At 73.0% G+C, this 7,196-nt stretch carries 4 protein-coding genes; 3 read left to right on the top strand and 1 reads right to left on the bottom strand.

Annotated features, from left to right (window positions below; translation table 11 throughout):
• Both M0R80_30470 and M0R80_30465 read left to right on the top strand, forming a co-directional pair.
• On the top strand, positions 1-1,013 hold a 1,013-nt coding region (locus tag M0R80_30470), incomplete at its 5' end, for an FAD binding domain-containing protein (GenBank protein ID MCK9463964.1).
• The gene (locus M0R80_30465) at positions 1,010-3,214 is read left to right on the top strand and encodes a molybdopterin-dependent oxidoreductase (GenBank protein ID MCK9463963.1); all 2,205 of its coding nucleotides are present in this window, start codon (positions 1,010-1,012) and stop codon (positions 3,212-3,214) included. The genes M0R80_30470 and M0R80_30465, both read left to right, overlap by 4 nt.
• Here M0R80_30465 and ygfK read toward each other — a convergent pair.
• Positions 3,202-6,219 carry a putative selenate reductase subunit YgfK gene (gene ygfK, locus M0R80_30460; protein MCK9463962.1) on the bottom strand — a complete coding sequence of 1,006 codons (3,018 nt, stop codon included), beginning with the start codon at positions 6,217-6,219 and terminating at the stop codon, positions 3,202-3,204. The two genes, M0R80_30465 and ygfK, sit on opposite strands and share 13 nt — an antisense overlap.
• A 170-nt stretch (positions 6,220-6,389) precedes the next feature.
• Here ygfK and M0R80_30455 point away from each other — a divergent pair.
• A partial coding sequence (locus M0R80_30455; protein ID MCK9463961.1) for an amidohydrolase family protein occupies positions 6,390-7,196 on the top strand: 807 nt, incomplete at its 3' end.

Genomic DNA, 7,196 nt, shown 5'->3' with positions numbered 1-7,196 from the left:
TCGCCGGCAACCTCTGCCGTTGCACGGGGTACGCGGGAATCCGCCGCGCCGTGGGCGAGCTCGTGGCGACCCTCGAGGAGCTCGGGCCGCCCGGCAAGGCGCGCGTCGACCGGCTGATCGCCCTCGGGGTGCTGCCGGCGTACTTCGGCGCCGTGCCCGCGAAGCTCTCCGCCTCCGCGCCGGAGACGGCGCTACGGCGCGATGATCGAGTCGTTGTAGGGGGCGGGACGGATCTGCTCGTGGCGTCGGCGGACAAGCTGCGCGACAGGCCCCTGCGCTTCCTCGGGCGAGAGGAGCGGTTGCGCGGCGTCGTTCGCGAAGGGGACGCGATCTCGATAGGTGCGGCGACGACCGCGGCGGAGCTCATGGAGAGCCCCGTGATCGAGGAGCATCTTCCCGATCTGCGCCGCGCGCTCGAGCTGTTCGCCTCGCCGCTCGTCCGCAACCGCGCGACGGTCGGCGGCAACCTCGTCAACGCGTCGCCCATCGGCGATCTGTCGATCGCCCTCCTCGCGCTCGGTTCAAAGGTCACACTGGAAAAAGATGAATCGCGGCGTGTGGTTGCGCTGGAAGATCTCTACCTCGGCTATAAGTCTCTCGCTCTCGCGCCCGAAGAGATTGTCGCCCGCGTCGACATCCCGCTTCCCGTGCCTGGTGCCCATTTCCGCTTCGAGAAGGTCTCCCGCCGCCGGCTGCTCGACATCGCGGGGGTCAACTGCGCGATCGCGATCTCGGCCGAGCACGGCGTCGTCGGCGCGGCCCGCCTGTCCGCCGGCGGCGTCGCCCCCGTGCCCCTGCTCCTCTCGAAGAGCTCGCGCTGGCTCGCCGGCCGCCCGATCACGGAGGAGACCGTCCGCGGGGCGATCGCGCAGGCGCGGGCCGAGATCGCGCCCATCGGCGACGTGCGCGGGAGCGCGGCGTACAAGGCGCTCCTGCTCGAGCGGCTCGTGTGGGGCCACTTCGCGGCGCTCTACCCGGACGCGATCCGCGCGCTCTACGGGGTGGCTCCGTGAACCGCCGGGACGAGCGGATACTGCTCGCGCGAGGCGAGGCGCGGTTCGTCGACGACGTCGAGGTGCCGGCAGACTGCCTGTTCGCGGCGCCGGTGCCCTCCCCCGCCGCCGCCGGAGAGATCGTCCGGATCGAGACGGGAGCGGCCGCCGCCGCGCCGGACGTCGTGGCCGTGCTCACCGCGGCCGACGTGCCCGGGGAGAACCAGATAGGCGCGATCATCCAGGACGAGCCGCTGCTCGCCGCGCACGAGGTCGACTGCGTCGGGCAGCCCGTAGCGCTCGTGGTGGCGAGGAGCGCCGCGGCCGCGCGTGCCGCCGCGAAGCTCGTCGCCGTGGAGGTTCACGAGCGCGCGCCGGTGCTCGATCCGCGGGAGGCGTTCGCCCGAGGGATGCTCATCGCGCCCCCGCGCACGATCGCGTCGGGCGACGTCGAGAAGGCGCTCGCCGCCGCGGCCGTGGTGGTCGAGGGCCGGTGCGACACGGGCGGACAGGAGCACGTCTACCTCGAGACGCAGGGCGCGCTCGCAACGCCCACGGAGCGCGGCGGTGTCCACGTGCGCTCGTCCACCCAGTCGCCGTCCGGCGTGCAGCGCGGCGTCGCCAGGGTGCTCGGCGTGCCGATGCACGACGTCGAGGTCGACGTGCTGCGCCTCGGCGGCGGCTTCGGCGGCAAGGAGGATCAGGCCACGGCCTACGCCGCGATGGCCGCGCTCGCGGCGGTCCGCGTCGGCCGCCCGGTCAAGCTCGTCCTCTCGCGCGGCGAGGACATGCGGCTGACCGGCAAGCGCCACCCCTACTCCGCGGACTTCCGGATCGGCCTCGACGCGGGGCTCGCGATCACGGCGTACGAGGTGACCTTCTACCAGAGCTCGGGCGCGGCCGCCGACCTGTCGACCGCGATCCTCGAGCGCACCCTGCTGCACGCGACCGGCAGCTACCGCGTGCCGAACGTCCGCGCGACCGCGACGCCGTGCCGCACGAACGTCGCGCCCAACACTGCGTTCCGCGGCTTCGGCGGCCCGCAGGCGATGTTCGTGATGGAGGCGGCGATCCACGCCGCGGCTCGAAAGATGGGCGTCCCGGCGCGGGCGATCCAGGAGCGGAACCTGATCGGGGACGGCGATCGCTTCCCGTACGGAATGGTGGCGCGCGGGGTCCGGGCTCGGCAGTGCTTCGCGGAGGCCTGCACGGAGTCCGCCGTCGCCGAGCGTGCGCGCCTCGTCGAGGAGCACAACAGGAGCTCTTGCGAGACGAAGCGCGGCCTCGCGGTCATGCCGGTCTGCTTCGGCATCTCGTTCACCAACACGATGCTCAACCAGGCGAGCGCCCTCGTGCACGTCTACGTCGACGGCAGCGTCGGCGTGAGCGCCGGGGCGGTGGAAATGGGCCAGGGCGTGCGCGCCAAGCTGCGGCGGATCGCGGCGACCGCCCTCGGGGTCGACCTCGACTCGGTCAAGGTCGAGAGCACGAACACCACCCGCACGGCGAACGTCTCGCCGACCGCCGCGAGCACCGGAGCGGACATGAACGGGCAGGCGGTGCGAATGGCCGCCGAGGCGCTCCGCGCGAGGCTCGCGCCGGTAGCGGCCGCGCACCCGGGGGCTTCGTTCTCCGAGATCGCCGCGGCGGCGCACGCGGCGCGGGTGAGCCTCACGGCCCAGGCGCACTACGCCACGCCCGGGATCCACTTCGACAGGGAGAAGAACCAGGGCGCGCCGTTCGCGTACCACGTGTGCGGCACCGCAATCGCCGAGGTGACGCTCGACTGCCTGCGGGGCACCTACCGCGTCGACTCCGTGCGGATCGTCCACGACGTGGGCTCGAGCCTCGATCCCGGGGTCGACCTCGGCCAGGTCGAGGGTGCCCTCGTGCAGGGGCTCGGCTGGCTCCTGCTCGAGGAGCTGCGCTGGAACGGGTCGGGCCGCCTCCTCACGGACACGCTCGGGACCTACAAGCTCCCGGACGTCGACTTCGCGCCGCGCGATATCTCGGTGCGCTTCCTCGAGGGCGACGAGAACCGCTTCGGCGCCTACGGCTCCAAGGCGATCGGCGAGCCGCCGCTCATGTACGCCATCGCCGCGTACTTCGCCCTCGTCGAGGCGATCCGGGCCGCGCGGGAGGACGCCGCGGTCGGCTTCGAAACGCCGCTCACGCCCGAAAAGGTGTTCATGGCGCTCGCGGGCGGGAATCAGGCCAGGTAGCCGAGTTCCCGGTAGAGGGCCTCGCCGATCGCCGACAGCCGAGCGCGGGCGTCGTCGCTCCCGACCGAGACGGTCTCGCCGCCCCTCCGCACGGTGACCTCGAAGCCTTCTCGCTTGAGAAGGAAGACCGCGCCGTCCGCGATCCCCCGCGCGGCCTCCTCCGTGAGGCAGACCCTCGGCTTGTCGCGGTAGGGCGCGCCTCCCGTCGGGCAGAACGCGGCGCAGTTGCCGCACTCGTTGCACCAGTCCGCGACGTTCGCCGTCTGGTACCGCTGGGCGATCCCGTCGCCGGAGGGAGCGATCTCGTAGAGGACGTTCGCGCGGTTGGGGCACACCGTGACGCAAAGGGCGCACAGATCGTCGCATCCCAGGCAGCGCGAGGCCTCGGCGCGCGGACCGGCCTCCTTGTAGGCGCGGCGGCCCTTGCGCGCGAGCGAGGCGTTGACGTCGATCTCGCGCTCCGGCCGGGCGTCGCCCGGATTACCGACGGAGTCGGCGAAGCGCCGGGCGTCCGCCACGGCCTCGACGATCGTCGAGGCGCCGCGCACCGCGTCGCCGCCCGCGAACACGCCCGGCAGGCCGGTCTCGAGCGCCGCGTCCACGGCGATCCGCCCGTCCGGTTTCACCGAGAGGCCGCTATGCGCCAGCGCTTCCGGGAGCCGCCCCTGCCCGATCGCGACGACGATAGAATCGGCCGGCACCGAGCGGGTCCTCCCGGGGGTCGGCACCGGGCTGCGCCGACCGTCCTCGCCTACCGCGCCGAGCGCCATGATGAGGCACTCGAGCCCCTCGACGCGGCCGTCCGCGCCCGCGAGGACGCGACTCGGCGCGAGCAGCTCCTCGATGGAGACGCCCTCGCGCTCGGCCGCCTCGATCTCGTCCCGGGCCGCGGGCATCTCGGTGCGCGTGCGACGGTACACGACCGTCACCGTCCCCCCCCCGCCGACGAGCCGCCGCGCCGCCCGCGCCGCGTCCATGGCGGAGTTTCCCCCGCCGACCACGATCGCGCGCCCCCCGAGATCCGGCGGCTTCCCCGCCTTGGCGCGCTCGAGAAAGTCGATCGCGTCGAAGACGCCCGGCGCGTCCTCCCCTTGTACCCCGAGCCGCCGCCCGCCGCCCGCGCCCACGGCGACGAAGACCCGGTCGTGCGCCGCGCGCAGCGCCCCGAGCTCGAGGTTCCCGCCGAGCGTGCGGCCGCGCTCGAAGCGCACGCCCAGCCGCTCGGCCCGCTCGACGTCCCGCGCCACCGCCCCGTCCGGGAGCCGGAAGGCCGGGATCGCCGACGCCGGGGTGCCGCCGAGGCGATCGCGCGCCTCGTAGACCGTGACCGCGTGCCCGAGCCGCCTGCAGAAGACCGCCGCCGCGAGCCCCGCCGGGCCGGCGCCCACCACCCCTATCGAGAGCGCGCCCTCGCGAGGCGCGACCACCTCCCGGGAGGCGGCCCTCTCCACGGCCCAGCGCTTGATCTCGCGGATCCCGATAGGGTCGTCGAGCAGGTTGCGGACGCACTCGAGCGTGCACGGGTGGTCGCACGCGCAGCCGGTCGTCGCCGCGAGCGGGTTGTCGCGCAGGATCACCTCGAGCGCGTCGTCGTCGCGCCCGTCGGCGATGAGGCGCAGGTAGTCGGGGACGTTCTGGTGCGCGGGGCACCGCTCCCGGCAGGGCGCCGCCATGCAGTCGACGAGCCCGAGCGCGCGCCGAGAGGAGAACACCGGGCGCCCGCCGCGCCTCCCGTAGCGCACGTCGTCCGCGGCGCGTTCGGCGTAGGCGGCGAGCCTCGTCGCGTTCGGGACCGACCCGCCGAGATCCGCGACGCCCAAGGCCTCGAGACGCGTCCCGATCCGCTCGAGGTACTGCGGCAGCCTGCCGTAGCCCCCCGGGCGCAGGAGATCCGACGACACGGTCAGCGGGAGGACGCCGCACGCGAGCAGGTCGGCCGCGTTGAAGGCGTCGACGCCGCCCGAGAGCGAGATCGGCACCGCGACCCCGAAGCGATCGGCGAGGAGCGCGGCGAGCGCCGCCGCGAGCGGGTGCAGCGCGCGGCCGGACATGTAGTGGAGCGGCTCCTTCGCCGGCAGCGCCTTCTCCACGTTGCGCGTCTCGAGAGTGTTCGTCAGCTTCACGGCGAACCGCACGCCCGCCCGCTTCGCCGCCCCGTCGAGCGACGCGATGATCGCGCACGCGTCCTCGAAGGATGGGTCGTGGGCGAACGCCTCGTCCGGCACCTCGACGCCGTCGTGGCCGAGCCGGTCGTGCAGGAGGTGGCGCAGCCGCTCCTTCCCGAGCAGCGTGGGGTTGAGCTTGACGGTCGTGTGCAGGCCGAGCTCCTCGACGAGGTGGAGCCCGATCCGCTCGATCTCCGCGGGCGGACAGCCGTGCATCGTCGAGAGCGTGACCCCGTCCGAGATGCAGCGCGGCGGGTCGAGGTCGTCGACGGCGAGCGCGGTCCCGCGGAACGCGTCGCAGACGACGCGCGCGCGGCGGGCGATCTCGTCGCCGGCGTCGCGCATGCGATCGACGAAGCCGCGCACCGCGTCGGAGCGGATCCCCGCGAGGTCGTAGCCGACCGACATGTTGAACGTGAAGCCCGACGGATCGGCGCCCCGCGCCCGCGCCAGGGCGTGCACGAGCACGAAGGCGCTCGCGTACTGGTCGAACGACTGCTCGAGCGTCAGCTCCTGGGACCACTCGCAGTTGTAGCCCAGGTCGCGCATGTCGATGCACGGCTTCGTCACGTCGAGCCGATCGAGGATCTGCACGGTCTTGAGCTCCACGAAACGGGCGCCGGCCAGGTACGAGACGACGATGTTCTGGGCGAGCTGCGTGTGCGGGCCGGCGGCCACGCCGAGCGGGTTGTCGAGCGCGTGCCCCATGTGATCGCAGCGCAGCCTGGAGCCGGAGGACGCCGGCGCGAACGCCTCCTCGGGGACGCCGAAGATCCGGCCGTGCGCTCCGAGCTCGTGCGCGATCGCCCCGGCGAGGGTGCCGATGGTCGAGGGGTACATGAGAACCTGGGTGTCACTCCTGCGGGCGGGAGTCAACGATCGAAGAGACCAAAACGACTGTGTTGCCACCCCGTTTTCCTTCGGTCCCTTCTGTCCCTTCGGTCCCTTCTGTCCCTTTTCTCTCCTGAAATGCCTTGTCTTGCCCCGTTCCGAGTGCACAATTCCGCTCTGTGACCCAGAGGACCCGCATCTTTTCGGTCGCCGGGCTGTACGACGGGGCGGGACGCTTCGTCGAGGAGGCCGACGTCCACATCGTCGACGGCGTCGTCGCGCGCGTCCTTTCACGCAAAGACGATCGCGACGAATGTGCCCGTCTCCACGCGGACGCCGAGCGCTTCGTCGTCCCGAACGGCCTCGTACTGCCTGGGCTCGTCAACTCCCACCACCACGCCTACTCGGCGCTCGCGCGCGGCATGCCTTTGCGGGGCGATCTCTCGGACTTCCCGCACGTGCTCGAGAACCTCTGGTGGCGCCTCGACCGCGCGCTCGACCTCGAGGCGGTGCGGCTCTGCGGCCTCGTCACGGCGATCGAGTGCGTGCGGCGCGGCTGCACTGCGATAGTCGACCACCACGCGTCGCCGTCGTGCGTCGGCGGCAGCCTCGACGCGCTCGCCGGCGCGTTCGGCGCGCTCTCCATGACGGCGGCGCTCTGCTTCGAGACCTCGGACCGCAACGGCCCGGCCGTCTTCGAGGAGAGCGTCGCCGAGAACCTCGACTTCGCCGCGCGGCACCGCGCGCACGAGAGGCTGCGCGGCCTGTTCGGCCTTCACGCGAGCTTCACGCTGTCGCACGCGTCGCTCGCGCTCCTCGCGAAGGCCGTCCCGGACGACCTCCCTTTGCACGCGCACGTCGCCGAGGACCGCTGCGACCTCGCGCACGCCCGTGCCGAGGGGTTCACAGGGCCGCTCGACCGGCTCGCGAAGCTCGGCGTCCTGCGCCGCGGGAGCCTCCTCGCCCACTGCGTCCCCCTCGCGGAC

The organism is Pseudomonadota bacterium (genome assembly GCA_023229365.1).
In the GTDB taxonomy this organism is placed as follows: Bacteria; Myxococcota_A; Polyangia; order JAAYKL01; family JAAYKL01; genus JALNZK01.
Note: the sequence above shows the minus strand (reverse complement) of the source record. Positions and strands in the feature narration are given on the sequence as shown.

Bases quoted from the DNA above. Each gene is read 5' to 3' on its own strand.
- ygfK (MCK9463962.1), bottom strand. From the start codon at position 6,219: ATGTACCCCTCGACCATCGGCACCCTCGCCGGGGCGATCGCGCACGAG.